Below are 14,641 nucleotides of genomic sequence, written 5' to 3'. Positions count from 1 at the left end.
TTCTTATGGAATTGAGAGCACGTCGCGGATGTCAGAAAAGTACGCAGGGAACCCTGTAAATCGGTGATTGTTTAAAAACTCAACAAAATCAACGGATTGGCCGTCAAGGCAGGAGAGAGCTACCCTCCCATGGCTCGCATCGTTCAGAATCAACCATGCAACTTGCCCGATTTTTCCGGGACTAACCCAAGATCAATCACTATGGAGCGTAGGAAAAATGGAATCTGCCACTGAGCATCAAGGCCGCATTCTGCTGGTGGACGACGAGTCCGCCATCCTGCGAACCTTTCGTTACTGCCTCGAAGACGAAGGTTATACGGTGGCCACCGCCAACAGCGCGGCTCAGGCTGATGCACTGTTGCAACGCCAGGTATTCGACCTGTGCTTCCTTGATTTGCGTCTGGGTGAAGACAACGGTCTCGATGTACTGGCGCAGATGCGCGTTCAGGCGCCATGGATGCGGGTGGTGATCGTCACCGCACACTCGGCGGTCGATACCGCGGTGGACGCTATCCAGGCGGGCGCTGCCGACTATCTGGTCAAACCTTGCAGCCCCGACCAGTTGCGTCTGGCCACTGCCAAGCAGCTGGAAGTGCGCCAGCTCTCGGCGCGTCTGGAAGCCCTTGAAGGCGAGATCCGCAAACCCAAGGACGGCCTCGACTCCCACAGCCCGGCGATGAAAGTGGTGCTGGAAACTGCGCGGCAGGTTGCCGGTACCGACGCCAACATCCTCATCCTCGGCGAATCCGGCACGGGTAAAGGGGAACTGGCCCGGGCCATTCATGGTTGGAGCAAGCGCGAGAAGAAATCCTGCGTGACCATCAACTGCCCGTCGTTGACCGCCGAGCTCATGGAAAGCGAGCTGTTCGGCCACAGTCGTGGTGCGTTTACCGGCGCCAGTGAGAGCACTTTGGGTCGAGTCAATCAGGCGGACGGTGGCACGCTGTTTCTCGACGAGATCGGCGATTTTCCGCTGACTTTGCAACCCAAGTTGCTGCGTTTCATTCAGGACAAGGAATACGAGCGGGTAGGGGACCCAGTGACTCGCCGCGCCGATGTGCGGATTCTCGCCGCGACCAACCTCAACCTTGAAGACATGGTGCGCGACGGGCGCTTCCGTGAAGACCTGTTGTATCGCCTCAACGTGATCACCCTGCATCTGCCGCCATTGCGCGAACGTGCCGAGGACATCCTGACCCTTGCCGACCGCTTCCTCGCGCGCTTCGTAAAAGAGTACGCACGCCCGGCCCGAGGCTTCAGTGACGAAGCGCGAGAGGCGCTGCTGGGTTATCGCTGGCCGGGCAATATCCGCGAGCTGCGCAACGTAGTGGAGCGGGCGAGCATCATCTGCCCGCAGGAACGCGTGGAAATCAGCCACCTCGGCATGGCCGAGCAGCCGGCGAACAACGCACCTCGAGTCGGCGCCGCGCTGAGCCTCGATGAACTGGAAAAAGCCCACATCGGCGCGGTGCTGGCGACGGCAGGCACGCTGGATCAGGCGGCGAAAACCCTGGGCATCGACGCGTCGACCCTGTATCGCAAGCGCAAGCAGTACAACCTGTGAGCGCCCGACGATGAAGCTGGCGATGAAGTTGCGCACTCGCTTGTTCCTGAGCATTTCTGCGCTGATCACGGTCGCCTTGCTCGGGCTGTTGCTCGGGCTGGTCAGCGTGATGCAGATGGCCGGTACTCAGGAAGCAACGATCCGCAGCAACTTCGTGACCCTCGACCTGGGGCTCAAGTTGCGTCAGACCCTCGGCGACCAGTTGGTGCTGATGCTGGCCGAAAAACCCGATCCCGCCGCGTTCGAAGCGTCAAAGCAGCATTACCTGCAATTGCTGGATGAAGGCATTTCGCAGGAGGCCGACGGCGATGGCCGCCAGTACGGGTTTACCCAGGCCAAGGCCGATTATCTGAGTTTTCTCCAGGCGTTCGAGCTGTCGCGTAATCCGGGCAATGTGCTCAGCGGCAACAGCGACCTCAGAGAACGCTTCAACATCTTGCGCAACGGTTTGATTGCCGAGCACAAGCATGCGCTGGACAACATCAACGCCGTGCAGCATGACGCCCGGGAAAGGGCGCTGCTGGTCTCCGGCCTGCTAGGGTTGGTGGGACTGGCGGTGCTGATCATCGGCTTTGTCACCGCGCATGCGATTGCCCGGCGTTTCGGCGCACCGATCGAGGCGCTGGCGCAAGCGGCGGACAACATCGGCCAAGGCAATTTCGAGGTGACGCTGCCGATTTCCTCGGCGATGGAAATGAACCAGCTGACCAAGCGCTTCGGGCTGATGGCCGAGGCGCTGCGCGAGCATCAGGCGACCAACGTCGACGAGCTGCTGGCCGGTCAGCAACGCTTGCAAGCGGTGCTCGACAGCATCGACGACGGCTTGCTGATGATTGATCGCGAAGGGCATCTGGAGCACCTCAATCCAGTGGCCCAGCGCCAGTTGGGCTGGGACAGTGATCGACTCGGTCAGGGTTTGGGCACAGCGCTGGAGCGCCCGGAACTCGACGCACAACTGCAACTGGTGTTGCGCGGCGGCACCCTTGAGCGTGCTCCGGAAGATTTGAGCATCGAGGTCGATGGCGAATCACGTCTGCTGACTTACAGCCTGACGCCGGTCAGCCACACCCAGGGGCATATTCTTGGCGCGGTGATGGTGCTGCATGACGTCACCGAGCAGCGCGCCTTCGAGCGCGTACGCAGCGAGTTTGTGCTGCGTGCCTCCCATGAGCTGCGCACGCCGGTCACCGGCATGCACATGGCGTTCGGGCTGTTTCGCGAGCGGGCGAAGTTTCCCCCGGAGTCACGCGAGGCGGACTTGCTCGACACGGTCAATGAAGAGATGCAGCGCCTGATGCAGTTGATCAATGACTTGCTCAACTTTTCGCGTTATCAGAACGGTTTACAGAAGCTCACCCTGGCGCCGTGCTCCATCGAAGACTTGCTGGCGCAGGCGCAATCGCGCTTTGCGGATGCGGCGGCGGCCAAAGGCATTGCCTTGAACGTCGAAGTGCAGGGGCCGTTGCCGCGCCTGCAGGCCGATCAGGCGCAACTGGACCGGGTACTGGATAACCTGATCGATAATGCTCTGCGCCACACTGCCCGCGACGGGCAGATCCGCCTGCAAGCGCGCCGACATGGCGAGCGGGTGATTATCAGCGTCGAAGACAACGGAGAAGGCATTGCCTACGGGCAGCAAGGGCGGATTTTCGAACCGTTCGTGCAGGTCGGGCGCAAGAAGGGCGGCGCCGGGCTCGGGTTGGCTTTGTGCAAGGAAATTGTGCAGTTGCATGGCGGGCGCATGGGCGTCTATTCGCGGCCGGGGCAGGGCACGCAGTTCTACATGGCGCTGGCGGTCTAGGCTTCGTCATCCAGCCGGCGTCCGGCAAGGCGCCGTCCACGGGTGATCAGTTCAATGAACTGCACCGCACTCAAGGCCTGGGCGAACAGCCAGCCCTGACCGAACTTGACCCCCTCGCTGCTGAGAAACACGGCTTGCGCTTCGTGCTCGATGCCCTCGGCAATCACCTTCAGATCCAGTGCCTGCGCCATGTGAATGATGTGCGGAGCAACGCCACTGCTGGCCGCGTCATGACCGAGTGCGTCGATGAAGGCCTTGTCGATTTTCAGGCAGTCCACCGGCAACGTTTGCAGGTAGGCGAGGCTGCAATAACCGGTACCGAAATCGTCGATCAACACTTGATGGCCGACATCGCGCAAGGCTTGCAGGTTCTCCCGCGCCACCACCACATCGATCAGCCCGCGCTCGGTGACTTCGAAGGCGATCTGCCGCGCCGCAACCCGGTGCAGGGTCAACAGCCTGGCCATGACCTGGCCGATGCGCGGCACCATTACGTCGCATGCTGCGAGGTTGACCGAGATGTACAGCTGCGGATTGGCGCGCAGCACTGGTCCCAGTTGTTCCAGCAGCCGTTGCAGGACGAAATCGGTCATCTGCCGTATCTGCCCGGTGTTTTCTGCCAATGGAATGAACAGGTCGGGGCTGGTCAGGGTGCCGTCCGGGCGGCGCCAGCGCAGCAGGGCTTCGGCGCCCACGCAATTGCGGCTGTCGAGGTCGAATATCGGTTGATACAGCACTTGTAGCTCGCCCCGTCGTATCGCGCCCTGGAGTTCGGCGTCCAGTGACTGGCGCTGGCGCACCAGCAGAAACACGAAGAAACCGGCAAACGCCCCCAGCAGCAGGCAGGCCGGCACCATCCACCACCAGACGGTGGGAATGTGCATGCCACTGCGCGGAGTGATCAGCACCAATTGGTATTCCGGATTGTTGGTTGGCATGCGGTAGATCAGCCGTGACTGGGTGACTTGCAGGGCTTCGCGGCTCTTCGGTGGCCAGGTTTCGCTCGGTGGCCAGGTCTGTGCGGTGCCGAGTACCGGAATCGCTCGCCTGCCATGATCGAGTACCACCAGCAGGCTGCTGTCCGGTGGCAGGTCGACCATGTCGGTCAAATGCCCGCGCGATGTCGCCACACGGAAGTTGCCGCGCCCGAGCATCAGCGCCGCGCGGTTTTCATCGGGTTCGGTGGTGGTGTTGAGCCAGTAGCTGTAAGTCGGGCCCTTGATGTCCGGCGCGCGGACGACCGACAGTCCCTCTTGGCGGGGGCGGTTGGAGCAGATCCGCGAGCCGTCCATGTAGGCCGCTTCATAGACGAAGCGATAGTTGAACGTGACCTGTTGCAGGGTGGCGATCATTTCCTCATCGCAACTGCGCAACGGCTGCGCCTGGAGGTCGTCGAGACTTTCGCGCAACTGCCCGAACAGTTGCTCGAGGCGAGCCAGAAAACGCTCGCCCTGGGCGTTCATCTCCTGGCTTTCGTTCTGCTCGATCTGGCGCATGGCGACGAACATTCCGCCGGCGATCAGCAGGCTTGCACTGAGGACAGCCGCGATCATCGCCAAAAACCACGGGCGATAAAACCAGCTACGCAGCGTCGCTCGGGTAGCAACCATCATGGAATATCCGAAGAATTACCAATGAGTTATAGCTGCTGATTGCGATTTCGCCCTGACCGTCGGGCGGGCGTCATTATTTTGTCTGATTGAGTACCAGCAACAACGCGGCTGTTTGCGCGTCCGGCAAACCGTCGAAACGGGAAGGGCGGAAGTGCATCTGGAACGCTGCGAGCACGTGGCGCGTCGCCACATCCAGCTCGCCGGTTTGCGGAGTGTCGTAACCGACGCGCGCCAGTTGTTCCTGGAACCAGCTAATGCTCGGCAGTTCGGCGTTGAACTGTACCTGCTGCCGCGCCACCGCTTGTTCATTAGGCCATACGCCCAAGCCTTCAGCGGCCAGACGTTTCCATGGGAACAGTGGGCCGGGGTCGAGTTTGCGCAGGGGCGCGATGTCGCTGTGGCCGATGATATGGCGCGGGCTGATGCCCTGGCGCTGGCTGATGTCCTTGAGCAGGACGATCAGCGACTGAATCTGCGCTTCGCTATAAGGGAACCACAGGCGCCCGGTCGGCGTGTCCTTGAAGCCCGGATTGACGATCTCGATACCGATCGAGCTGGAGTTGAGCCAGGTGCGGCCCTGCCATTGGCTTTCCCCGGCGTGCCAGGCGCGCTGGTTTTCATCCATCAGTTTGAAGATGGTGGCGCTCTTGTCGTCGCCGATCAGGTAGTGGCTGCTGACTTCGCCGTGGGTCAGCAGTTGCAGCGAACGCGCGAGCGACGCCGAGGTGTAATGCACGATCACGAACTGCACGCGGCTGTCGTGATTGGCCGAAGGATGGCTGGTGTCGTAACGCGGGCCGCTGGCACAACCGGCCAGAACGAGCAGCGACGCGAGGAGGGCAAAAAATTTCATGGCAGAAGGCAGTACACGCAAGACAGTAATGCAACAGTGTAACGTACTGCCTCGGGTCTCGATTGCCGGCGGGCTGAATTAAACAAAATGGAACAATTACTCAGCCCAGCTCGACCCGGTTGCGTCCGCCATTTTTCGCCCGGTAAAGCGCCTGATCGGCTCTTTTGAGCACCAGATCGCTGTGTTCTCCCATCCTGAACGACGCCAGGCCCATGGAAATGGTGATCGTCACCCGTTCGCCCTTGAAGTGAAACGGGCAGGCTTCGATCGCCGCGCGCAGGGTCTCCAGCAGTTTGGCGCCCACCGCAGGCGTGGTCGCCGCCAGCAGCAGAACGAATTCCTCACCACCAAAACGGGCAATGAAATCCGCTGCGCGCAGGCGTTTGCGCAGCACTGTGGCGATGATCTTCAGCACCTTGTCGCCGGCCAGATGGCCGTAGTTGTCGTTGATGCGCTTGAAATGATCGAGGTCGAGCATCGCCAGACTCAAGGTGTTGCCGTGTTGCTGCCACTGCTTGATCTCGTGTTCCAGGCGTTCGCTCCAGGCGGCGCGGTTGGGCAGGCCGGTCAGCGGATCGATCAGGGCTTTCTGCCGCTGTTCTTCCAGGTGTTCGCGAAAGCCCAGGGCTTCCTGCTCCATGTGCGCCACACGCTCGGCCAGACCCTTGAGGCGTGCCGCCACTTCCTGCTCGCGGGCGTCGCGTTGTTTCTGGTGTTGATCCATGGTGCCGAGCAGGCCTTCCAGATGGTTCTCCAGCACTTGCTTGAGGTCATCCAGATCGGCCGCTTCCTGCATGCTGGTCTGCAAACCATCGACCTGCTCGCGGATCTGCGTGTCCATCGCCCGCGCCGCCGAGCTGTTGTCGGCGTGGCCATCGCTGGCGGCCTGCAGGTTGCTCTGGAACGCTTCGAGGCGCTCGTTGAGTTGCTGCAGATAGGCTTCGAATTCGTGCTGGCCGCTGTCGGTGATCGCCAGCATCAAGGTCGCCAGATCGTCGAGAATAGGCAGCAGTTCGTACCAGTTCAGGCCATTTTTCAACCGGTCGCGCATCGCCTCAGCCTGCGGGCGATGGCGCTCGGGCAGGGTCAGGTCGTCGAGCAGCCCGATCAGCGTGTCTTCGATGTGTTTGGCCACTGAACTGTAAGACGGCTCCGGGGAATCGGGCAGGGCGTACAGAATGTCCTGCTCGGGTTGCTCCGGATCAATGGCGGCCAAAGCCTGGGCAATCGGTTCGGGCAGGGGCAGACTATCGAGGAGCAACGGTGCCGGGATGTCGCCCGGGTGGATCAACTCGTCGGGGTTGAACGCGGCAGCAGGTGCTGGCGCCGTGATCGGGGTGGTCGGCCGTTCGGCTTCAGGTTCGGCCGCTGGTAGTGCAGGTGCAGCAACGGGTTCGCTGATCGGCTCGGCAGCAATGACCGGAGGCACGAACGCGAACACAGGTGATTCGGACTCGGGCTGCACTGCTGGCGTTTGCTTAAGCTCGGCCTCTGGTGGTTGCGCGATGGCCGCTACGGTGACGGGTGCTGCCGGAATCGGCTCGACCGCTGCGGTTGGCGCGGGTACCGGCTCAGATGCAGGTTCAGCATTGGCCGGCGTCGGCGTCGGCGTCGGAGTCGGCGTCGGCGCCTGAGGCTGATCCGAAGACTCTGGCACCCCTTCACTGTCACGGCTGCCAAACAGGCGCTGCAAAAAGCCCGGGCGGTCGGGCTCGGGCGGCGTTTCCAGCTGGCTCAACGCCTTGCCCTGCAAACCACTGAGTTCGCTCAGCAGCAGCGGCATTTCCCGCGCCTGACCGACCCGGCTGTCGAGTTGCTTGGCGAATTTCTTCAGCGGCTGGGCGACTTCCCGGGGCAGCGGCAGCGCTTGTAGCTGGGTGACCAGCGCGGTAAGCGCGGTGCTGACCTGATCGATTCGGGTTTCGCGACGTTGCTCGGAATCGAGCACGGCTTTTTCCAGGCGCGGCAGCAGGGCGGCGAGGCCGGCGTCCATGTCGTCGGTGCGCACCACGTCGCGCATCTCTTTCATGCACTGATCAACGACCTTGTCGGTGCCTTCAGCGGCCAGCGTGCTGCGCACCAGACCGCGGCGCAGCAAGTCGAGCCGGGCGGCCCAGCGACGTTCGAGCTTGTCCTGTTGTTCGATGCTTTTGAGGTACTTCTCTTTCCAGCGCTGGGCGTCGTCGCTCATTCAGGGGTTCCGCGAGGGGCAGGACTCAACGCGGGCAATGCATCGGCCGTGAGCGAACCCGGCAGACGAATCTCTACCGCGACCGGCAGGTGATCGGAAATGGGTTGGGCCAGCACTTCGACCTTTTCCAGGGTCAGGGTCGGGCTGAGCAAAATATGATCAAGGCATCGCTGTGGCCGCCAACTGGGAAAGGTGGCTTGCATCTGCGGGGCCAGCAGGCCGAGATCGCGTAACGGTGACTGTTGTAGCAGATCACTGGCATGGGTGTTCATGTCGCCCATCAATATCTGGTGCTTGTAGCCACTGATCAGGTCACGAATATAGGCCAGTTGCAGGCTGCGCACCCGTGCGCCGAGCGCCAGATGCATCATCACCACCACCAGCGCCTCCGGACCTTCACCGAAGCGCAGCAGGATCGCGCCGCGACCTTTGGGGCCGGGCAGCGGATGATCTTCGATCGCCCACGGCTTCAGGCGACTGAGCACGCCATTGCTGTGCTGGGCCAGTCGGCCGAGGTTGCGATTGAGTTGTTGATACCAGTAGGGGAAGGCGCCGAGGTGGGCCAGGTGTTCGACTTGATTGACGTAGCCTGAGCGCAGACTGCCGCCATCGGCTTCCTGCAGGGCGACCAGATCGAAGTCGCCAAGCAGGTCACCGATCTTCTGCAGATTGCCTGAGCGCCCGGTGTGCGGCAGCAGGTGCTGCCAGCTGCGGGTCAGATAATGCCGATAGCGCTCGGTGCTGATGCCGACCTGGATATTGAAACTGAGCAAGCGCAGACGATGGTCTGCGGGCAGGCCCGTGGACTCCAGGTGATGCTCGTTGACCTGCGGATCATGCAGGCCAACGCTGCGTTCGGTGCCCCAGCGGCGCATGGCGGTTACCGCGCTTAGTTGGCGGCTGCCTTGTTGGCCGCTCGCTCTTTGGCGACCAGTTGATCAGCCAGTTTCAGGGCTTGCTCGGCACCACCGGCAGAGCCGATGTCGAAGCGGTACTTGCCGTTGACGATCATGGTTGGCACGCCGGTGATTTCATACTTCTTGGCCAGCTCACGCGCTTTGACGATCTGACCTTTGATCGCGAACGAGTCAAAGGTGGCGAGGAACTTGTCCTTGTCCACGCCTTGTGTGGCGAGGAAGTCAGCCATGTCGTTCTTGTCGGTCAGCTTCTTGTGTTGTTTCTGAATTGCTTCGAAAACCGCAGCGTGAACCTTGTGCTCGACGCCCATTGCTTCCAGGGTCAGGAACATTTGGCCGTGAGCGTCCCACGGGCCGCCGAACATGGCAGGAATGCGTACGAAGTTGACGTCGGACGGCAGCTTTTCAACCCAGGGATTGATCACCGGCTCGAACGCGTAGCAATGCGGGCAGCCGTACCAGAACAGCTCCACGACTTCGATCTTGCCAGGCTCTGCCACTGGCACCGGGTTGGCCAGTTCGACATAGGGTGCGGCAGGGGCTTCAGCGGCCTGGGCGGTCACGCCGAACAGGCTGGCAGCGACGAGGGCGGCGCTGATGATCAGATTACGCATGCTTTACTCCTGGACAATTTTGGTCGCCTCGCGCGACCTGTTTTCAGACAGGTCCTGGCGGGCATGAGTTCTGTAGTGTAACGGCAGCGGCCACAAAAAAGGGCGGCCAAAGCCACCCTTTTTATACTTGCTGCGACGGATTAATCGAGCGTTAACGTTGCAGGAGATGTCCATCACCGTTAACGCTCGATTCAGGGCGGTTAGTGCAGGCCCTGGATATAGCTGGAGACTGCGGCAATGTCTTCGTCGCTCAGTTTGCGCGCGATGGTGCGCATGGTCATCGCGTCGCCGTCGTTGGCGCGACCACCTTCTTCCTTGCGGAAGTCGGTCAGCTGTTTGGTGATGTATTGAGCATGTTGGCCACCCAGGTGCGGGAAACCTGCAGCAGCGTTACCGGCACCGTTCGGCGAATGGCAGCCGGTGCAGGCTGGCAGGCCTTTGTCCAGGTTGCCGCCACGGAACAGGGCTTCACCACGCGCGACGATTTTTGGATCGGCAGCGCCGACGCTGCCTTTCTGGCTGGCGAAGTAGGCGGCGATGTCGGCCAGATCCTGATCGCTCAGGTTGGTCAGCAGGCCGGTCATTTCCAGAACGACGCGCTTGCCCGACTTGATATCGTGCAACTGCTTGTCGAGGTAGCGTTCACCCTGACCTGCCAGTTTCGGGAAGTTTGGCGCCATGCTGTTCCCGTCCGGGCCATGGCAGGCTCCGCAGACGGCAGCTTTTGCCTGGCCGGCGGCGGCATCACCGGCAGCATGGGCGAAGCCTGAAATTCCCACGGTCAACAGCAGACTCACGATCAATTTGTTCATCAGCTAATCCAACTACGGCTAAGGGTTAAGAGTTATGGACCGGGTTTACTCTCGCTCATCCAAAGGATGATGGCCTGGTAATCCTCGGCACTGCAGTCCATGCACAAACCACGCGGCGGCATCGCCTTGAAACCCTGGGTCACGTGTTGCACCAGCGTCTCCATACCTTTCGCCAACCTCGGCGTCCAAGCTGCCTGATCGCCTCTTGCGGGCGCCATGGGTAGTTGGCCGGAATGACAGGCACCACAAACACGGTTGTACACGGCTTCCGGTTCCTGTGTAGCCTGTGCGCCGCAAAGCGGTATCAGGACTCCGGCAGCCAGCAGCCATTTCGTCATAAAACGACCTTTTCAGGGTTGAGAGCGTTCTGCGTTCTGATGCGCAATCAAGGTCTTTGGCTCTCATGAACTTCATCCTTCGCTGGGACAAAGCACACACAAAATCTGCGGCATTATATACTGGCGTCACTGAAACGGAAGCGACACCGCGTTCCGCGCCCAATCCCGGCGCCGCCCACATCGGAAATCCCATGCAACTCAAGAATCCCATCCTCGGCCTGTGCCAACAGTCCACGTTCATGCTCAGTGCCGCCAAAGTCGATCAATGCCCTGACGACGAAGGCTTCGAAGTGGCGTTCGCCGGTCGTTCCAACGCCGGCAAATCCAGCGCACTGAACACCCTGACTCACGCCAGTCTGGCGCGTACCTCGAAAACCCCGGGTCGCACACAGCTGTTGAACTTCTTCAAGCTAGACGATGAACGGCGTCTGGTCGACCTGCCGGGCTACGGTTATGCAAAAGTACCGATCCCGCTCAAGCAACACTGGCAGCGTCACCTTGAGGCTTACCTCGGTGGCCGGGAGAGTTTGAAGGGTTTGATTCTGATGATGGACATCCGTCATCCAATGACCGACTTCGACCTGCTGATGCTCGACTGGGCCGTTGCCGCCGGCATGCCGATGCATATTCTGCTGACCAAGGCCGACAAACTGACCTACGGCGCTGCCAAGAACACCCTGCTCAAAGTGCAGGCGGAAATCCGCAAGGGCTGGGGCGATCTGGTGACAATCCAGCTGTTCTCCGCGCCAAAGCGCATGGGGCTGGAAGAGGCCTACACTGTGTTGGCAGGCTGGATGGAACTGGCCGATAAAGGTGCCGAATTGCCTGCTGAGTAAATCGCAGGCAAAAAAAGCCCCGGACTTCATATGGGGAGGGAGAAGTTCCGGGGTTCAAGTTCCGAACCGCTAGGGCGGGGTTCAGATATCTGCCAACACTTAACACAACATAGGAGCATCGAAGGGCTTCACCAGCCATTCAGTATCTCTGAGTAGTGAGTTGTCAGATTAGTTCAGATTTTTTTCAAAAAGCTTTGGAATAACCGCAAGCGCGATTCGAAATAAGCGCTTTTCGGCCGTTTGCCGCGACAGTGTGTCGCGGCAAACGCCCGGTCTAGACGCCTCAGTGCGCCTCATCCCAGTTGTTGCCGACGCCAACTTCCACCAGCAACGGCACGTCCAGTTTCGCCGCTTCGCTCATGTGCAGGCGGATTTCCTGACTCACCTGATCGACCAGATCCTCGCGAACCTCCAGTACCAGTTCGTCGTGCACCTGCAGGATGACTCTGGCGTCCAGCCCGGACGATGCCAGCCAGTTATCCACCGCCACCATGGCTTTCTTGATGATGTCGGCGGCGGTGCCTTGCATCGGCGCGTTGATCGCCGTGCGTTCGGCGGCAGCGCGTTCCTGCGGCTTGTTCGAGTTGATTTCCGGCAGATATAGGCGACGACCGAAGAAGGTCTCTACATAGCCTTGGTCGGCGGCCTGCTTGCGGGTGCGCTCCATGTATTCGCGCACACCCGGATAACGGGCGAAGTAGGTATCGATGTAGGCCTTGGCGGTCTTGGTGTCGACGCCGATGTCCTTGCCGAGTTTCTGCGCGCCCATGCCGTAGATCAGGCCGAAGTTGATCGCCTTGGCGCCACGGCGCTGGTCGGAAGTCACGTCGCTCAGCTCGACCTTGAATACTTCAGCGGCGGTCGCGGTGTGCACGTCCAGATTGTTGCGGAAGGCGTTCATCAAGCCTTCGTCCTTGGACAAGTGGGCCATGATCCGCAGTTCGATCTGCGAATAGTCCGCTGCCAGCAGTTTGTAGCCTTTGGGCGCGACGAACGCCTGACGGATGCGGCGGCCTTCAGCGGTACGCACCGGAATGTTCTGCAGGTTCGGATCGCTGGAGGACAAGCGCCCGGTCGATGCCACGGCCTGGTGATACGAGGTGTGGATACGCCCGGTGCGCGGGTTGATCTGCTCCGGCAGGCGATCGGTGTAGGTGCTTTTCAGCTTGCTCATGGAACGGTGTTCCATCAGCACTTTCGGCAAGCGGTGATCGTCCTCAGCCAGTTTTGCCAGCACTTCCTCGGCGGTCGATGGCTGGCCCTTGGCGGTTTTCTTCAGCACCGGCAGGCCGAGCTTTTCGTAGAGGATCACGCCCAGCTGCTTCGGCGAGCCGAGGTTGAATTCTTCGCCGGCGATCTCGAACGCTTCACGCTCCAGCGCGACCATCTTGTTGCCCAGCTCGATGCTCTGGATGCCGAGCAGCTCAGCATCGACGAACGCGCCCTGACGCTCGATGCGCGCCAGCACCGGCACCAGCGGAATCTCGATGTCGGTCAGCACGCTGGCCAGGCTCGGGATCCCGCTGAGTTTTTCAAACAGGGTCTGGTGCAGGCGCAGGGTAATGTCTGCGTCTTCGGCGGCGTACGGGCCAGCCTGCTCAAGGGCGATCTGGTCGAAGGTCAGCTGCTTGGCGCCTTTGCCGGCGATGTCCTGGAAGCTCACGGTGGTGTGATCCAGGTACTTCTGCGCGAGGCTGTCCATGTCGTGGCGGGTAGCGGTGGAGTTGAGCACGTAGGACTCAAGCATGGTGTCAAAGGCGATCCCGCGCACATTGATGCCTTGGCTCTGATCGCCGCCGATGGCGCAGTTGGCCAGAATGTTCATGTCGAACTTGGCGTGCTGGCCGACCTTGAGTTTGTTCGGGTCTTCCAGAATCGGCTTCAGCGCGCGCAGCACCGTGTCGCGATCCAGCTGCTCGGGCACACCGATGTAGGAGTGGGTCAGCGGAATGTACGCGGCTTCGTTGGCTTGCACCGCGAACGACAGGCCGACCAGTTGCGCCTGTTGCGCGTCGATGCCGGTGGTTTCGGTGTCGAAGGCGAACAGCTTGGCGTTGTTCAGTTTCTCCAGCCAGACGTCGAAACGCGCCTGATCAAGGATGGTTTCATACGCTGCTTCGGTTGGAGCGGCAGGGGCTTCTTCTGGGGGGGCGCTGAACAGATCGCCAGCCGGCGCAGGTTCGGCGGCAGCGCTCAGTTCCTGGCGCTTGGCGTCACGATCGAGGTCGTTCAGCCAGCTTTTGAATTCCAGCAGGGTGTACAGCTCGTAGAGCTTGGCCGGGTCTTCCGCGCCCATTTGCAGGTCATTGAGGCCGATGTCCAGCGGCACGTCGACTTTGATGGTCGCCAGTTGATAGGAGAGGAAAGCCATCTCCTTGTGCTCTTCGAGCTTGGCCGGCAGGGTTTTCGCGCCGCGAATCGGCAGGGTCGGGACGATGTCGAGATTCGCGTACAATTCGGTCAGGCCGCCGTTGACGCCGACCAGCAGGCCGGAGGCGGTCTTTGGACCGATGCCGGGAACCCCCGGAATGTTGTCGGAAGAATCGCCCATCAGCGCCAGATAATCGATGATCTGCTCGGGTGCGACGCCGAATTTCTCCTTCACGCCCTCCACATCCATCGAACTACCGGACATGGTGTTGACCAAGGTAATGTGGCCATCGACCAGTTGCGCCATGTCCTTGTCGCCGGTGGAGATGATCACCGGACGATCCGCCGCCGCGCTGCTGCGTGCCAGGGTGCCGATCACGTCGTCAGCTTCGACGCCTTCCACGCACAGCAGCGGGAAGCCGAGGGCGATCACGCTCTGGTGCAGCGGCTCGATCTGCACCCGCATGTCGTCGGGCATGCTTGGGCGGTTGGCCTTGTATTCGGCGTACATCTCATCGCGAAACGTCCCGCCCTTGGCATCGAAGACCACGGCGAACGGGCTGTCCGGGTACTGCTTGCGCAGACTCTTGAGCATGTTCAGCACACCTTTGACCGCGCCGGTCGGCAGGCCTTTGGAGGTGGTCAGCGGTGGCAGGGCGTGGAAAGCGCGGTACAGGTAAGACGAACCGTCCACCAGGACGAGGGGGGCTTGGCTCATGAGCAGAATCAACC

The 14,641-nt window shown here is 61.0% G+C and carries 11 protein-coding genes; 3 read left to right on the top strand and 8 right to left on the bottom strand.

Going from position 1 to position 14,641, the window contains the following annotated elements; all coding sequences use genetic code 11:
- The first annotated feature begins 217 nt into the window (after positions 1 to 217).
- Positions 218 to 1,564 (top strand): sigma-54-dependent response regulator transcription factor AlgB, encoded by a 1,347-nt coding sequence (algB, locus tag ACM6I7_RS12120; RefSeq protein ID WP_027610247.1) that lies wholly within the window; start codon positions 218 to 220, stop codon positions 1,562 to 1,564.
- A gap of 10 nt (positions 1,565 to 1,574) precedes the next feature.
- Entirely contained in the window at positions 1,575 to 3,365 is a 1,791-nt protein-coding gene (locus tag ACM6I7_RS12115; protein WP_027610246.1) for a KinB sensor domain-containing domain, read from the top strand.
- On the opposite strand, the gene ACM6I7_RS12110 is transcribed toward ACM6I7_RS12115, so the two are convergent.
- The 7 genes from ACM6I7_RS12110 to ACM6I7_RS12080 all read right to left on the bottom strand — a co-directional run bounded on the left by ACM6I7_RS12110 (position 3,362) and on the right by ACM6I7_RS12080 (position 10,703).
- Positions 3,362 to 4,975: an EAL domain-containing protein gene (locus tag ACM6I7_RS12110; protein WP_027610245.1), complete on the bottom strand. Its 1,614-nt coding sequence runs from the start codon at positions 4,973 to 4,975 to the stop codon at positions 3,362 to 3,364. The two genes, ACM6I7_RS12115 and ACM6I7_RS12110, sit on opposite strands and share 4 nt — an antisense overlap.
- A gap of 76 nt (positions 4,976 to 5,051) precedes the next feature.
- Complete coding sequence (locus tag ACM6I7_RS12105) at positions 5,052 to 5,831, bottom strand: N-acetylmuramoyl-L-alanine amidase (protein ID WP_027610244.1); 780 nt, start codon at positions 5,829 to 5,831, stop codon at positions 5,052 to 5,054.
- 100 nt (positions 5,832 to 5,931) lie between these two features.
- Positions 5,932 to 8,022 carry a GGDEF domain-containing protein gene (locus ACM6I7_RS12100; RefSeq protein ID WP_414888648.1) on the bottom strand — a complete coding sequence of 697 codons (2,091 nt, stop codon included), beginning with the start codon at positions 8,020 to 8,022 and terminating at the stop codon, positions 5,932 to 5,934.
- Positions 8,019 to 8,897, bottom strand: coding sequence for an endonuclease/exonuclease/phosphatase family protein (locus ACM6I7_RS12095; protein ID WP_027610242.1), 879 nt, complete (start codon positions 8,895 to 8,897; stop codon positions 8,019 to 8,021). The genes ACM6I7_RS12100 and ACM6I7_RS12095 overlap by 4 nt, the downstream gene beginning before the upstream one ends.
- 14 nt (positions 8,898 to 8,911) lie before the next feature.
- Positions 8,912 to 9,553 carry a thiol:disulfide interchange protein DsbA/DsbL gene (locus ACM6I7_RS12090; protein WP_027610241.1) on the bottom strand — a complete coding sequence of 214 codons (642 nt, stop codon included), beginning with the start codon at positions 9,551 to 9,553 and terminating at the stop codon, positions 8,912 to 8,914.
- A 200-nt stretch (positions 9,554 to 9,753) separates the two neighbouring features.
- Positions 9,754 to 10,365: a c-type cytochrome gene (locus ACM6I7_RS12085; protein ID WP_027610240.1), complete on the bottom strand. Its 612-nt coding sequence runs from the start codon at positions 10,363 to 10,365 to the stop codon at positions 9,754 to 9,756.
- 32 nt (positions 10,366 to 10,397) lie between these two features.
- Complete coding sequence (locus tag ACM6I7_RS12080) at positions 10,398 to 10,703, bottom strand: c-type cytochrome (protein WP_027610239.1); 306 nt, start codon at positions 10,701 to 10,703, stop codon at positions 10,398 to 10,400.
- A 191-nt stretch (positions 10,704 to 10,894) separates the two neighbouring features.
- Here ACM6I7_RS12080 and yihA point away from each other — a divergent pair, with 191 nt between their 5' ends.
- Entirely contained in the window at positions 10,895 to 11,539 is a 645-nt protein-coding gene (gene yihA / locus ACM6I7_RS12075) for a ribosome biogenesis GTP-binding protein YihA/YsxC (RefSeq protein WP_027610238.1), read from the top strand.
- Between the two features lie 283 nt (positions 11,540 to 11,822).
- Here yihA and polA read toward each other — a convergent pair whose 3' ends face one another.
- Complete coding sequence (gene polA / locus ACM6I7_RS12070; RefSeq protein ID WP_414888647.1) at positions 11,823 to 14,627, bottom strand: DNA polymerase I; 2,805 nt, start codon at positions 14,625 to 14,627, stop codon at positions 11,823 to 11,825.
- Between the last annotated feature and the right edge of the window lie 14 nt (positions 14,628 to 14,641).

The organism is Pseudomonas sp. IT-93MI4 (assembly GCF_949767635.1).
Lineage (GTDB): Bacteria > Pseudomonadota > Gammaproteobacteria > Pseudomonadales > Pseudomonadaceae > Aquipseudomonas > Aquipseudomonas putida_A.
The sequence above is the reverse complement of the archived record's forward strand: the minus strand, read 5'-3'. Positions and strand labels throughout refer to the sequence as shown.

Bases quoted from the DNA above. Each gene is read 5' to 3' on its own strand.
- ACM6I7_RS12085 (WP_027610240.1), bottom strand. From the start codon at position 10,365: ATGAACAAATTGATCGTGAGTCTGCTGTTGACCGTGGGAATTTCAGGC.
- ACM6I7_RS12110 (WP_027610245.1), bottom strand. From the start codon at position 4,975: ATGGTTGCTACCCGAGCGACGCTGCGTAGCTGGTTTTATCGCCCGTGG.
- polA (WP_414888647.1), bottom strand. From the start codon at position 14,627: ATGAGCCAAGCCCCCCTCGTCCTGGTGGACGGTTCGTCTTACCTGTAC.
- ACM6I7_RS12095 (WP_027610242.1), bottom strand. From the start codon at position 8,897: ATGCGCCGCTGGGGCACCGAACGCAGCGTTGGCCTGCATGATCCGCAG.
- yihA (WP_027610238.1), top strand. From the start codon at position 10,895: ATGCAACTCAAGAATCCCATCCTCGGCCTGTGCCAACAGTCCACGTTC.
- ACM6I7_RS12100 (WP_414888648.1), bottom strand. From the start codon at position 8,022: ATGAGCGACGACGCCCAGCGCTGGAAAGAGAAGTACCTCAAAAGCATC.
- ACM6I7_RS12115 (WP_027610246.1), top strand. From the start codon at position 1,575: ATGAAGCTGGCGATGAAGTTGCGCACTCGCTTGTTCCTGAGCATTTCT.
- algB (WP_027610247.1), top strand. From the start codon at position 218: ATGGAATCTGCCACTGAGCATCAAGGCCGCATTCTGCTGGTGGACGAC.
- ACM6I7_RS12105 (WP_027610244.1), bottom strand. From the start codon at position 5,831: ATGAAATTTTTTGCCCTCCTCGCGTCGCTGCTCGTTCTGGCCGGTTGT.
- ACM6I7_RS12080 (WP_027610239.1), bottom strand. From the start codon at position 10,703: ATGACGAAATGGCTGCTGGCTGCCGGAGTCCTGATACCGCTTTGCGGC.
- ACM6I7_RS12090 (WP_027610241.1), bottom strand. From the start codon at position 9,553: ATGCGTAATCTGATCATCAGCGCCGCCCTCGTCGCTGCCAGCCTGTTC.